This window comes from Methylophaga sp. UBA4204 (genome assembly GCF_002379485.1).
Taxonomy (GTDB): Bacteria; Pseudomonadota; Gammaproteobacteria; order Nitrosococcales; family Methylophagaceae; genus Methylophaga.
Genome location: NZ_DFTU01000084.1, coordinates 1 through 304, shown reverse-complemented (window position 1 = coordinate 304; position 304 = coordinate 1). Strand labels below are relative to the sequence as shown.

General features: G+C 47.4%; 1 pseudogene. It reads right to left on the bottom strand.

The window, feature by feature from the left end:
- Positions 1-175, bottom strand: a pseudogene (locus B3182_RS12145) (diaminobutyrate--2-oxoglutarate transaminase); the annotation flags it as partial.
- Positions 176-304: the final 129 nt, after the last annotated feature.

Below are 304 nucleotides of genomic sequence, written 5' to 3'. Positions count from 1 at the left end.
TGGTCATACGCTGGTTGTTATGACCAAAATTCAACACGCCGGCACCCGCAAAAAAATCAATATATTCCTTGCCGCTTTCATCAGTCTGACGGGCATTAACCGCTTTATCGAATACCACTGGATATACTCGGCAATAAGCGCGGATCGCAGACTCTCTTTCTTCAAAAATACTCATTTAAATCTCCTCTTGAACACGTCACTGGGACGATTTAGGGCAGTTCCTCCGGAACAGGTACGCCAACTCCGACCAGGCGCGAAAACAATCGTGTGACCGCCGGTATCAGGCGATCGTTAAAGTCGTAAT